The organism is Paraburkholderia phymatum, from assembly GCF_040965635.1.
Taxonomy (GTDB): domain Bacteria; phylum Pseudomonadota; class Gammaproteobacteria; order Burkholderiales; family Burkholderiaceae; genus Paraburkholderia; species Paraburkholderia phymatum_B.
Window position 1 is genome coordinate 1 of the sequence record NZ_JBFRCH010000134.1, and the last position, 338, is coordinate 338.

Genomic DNA, 338 nt, shown 5'->3' on the forward strand with positions numbered 1-338 from the left:
AGTCGATCTCGGGCGGCACCGATATCCTCGGCTGCTTCGTGCTTGGACATCCTGACTTGCCCGTCTATGCAGGGGAAGCGCAGTGCAAGAGTCTGGCGCTCGACGTTCAGGCGTGGGATCAGGGAGCACCCACGACCGGAATCGGCGAACTCGTTTGCACCAACCCGTTTCCGTCACGTCCGCTCGGGTTTTATGGCGACATCGACGGCGTGGCCTTTCATGCGGCCTATTTTTCCCGTAACCCGGGTGTGTGGACGCACGGCGATCTGATCGAATTTTCGCCGGAAGGCACGGCCCGCCTGCATGGACGTTCCGACGGAATCCTGAATGTGCGCGGG

Annotated in this window: 1 pseudogene; it reads left to right on the forward strand. The window is 61.5% G+C overall.

Annotated elements, in window-relative coordinates:
• Window positions 1-338: pseudogene (locus tag AB4Y32_RS40515) on the forward strand (acetoacetate--CoA ligase); the annotation flags it as partial.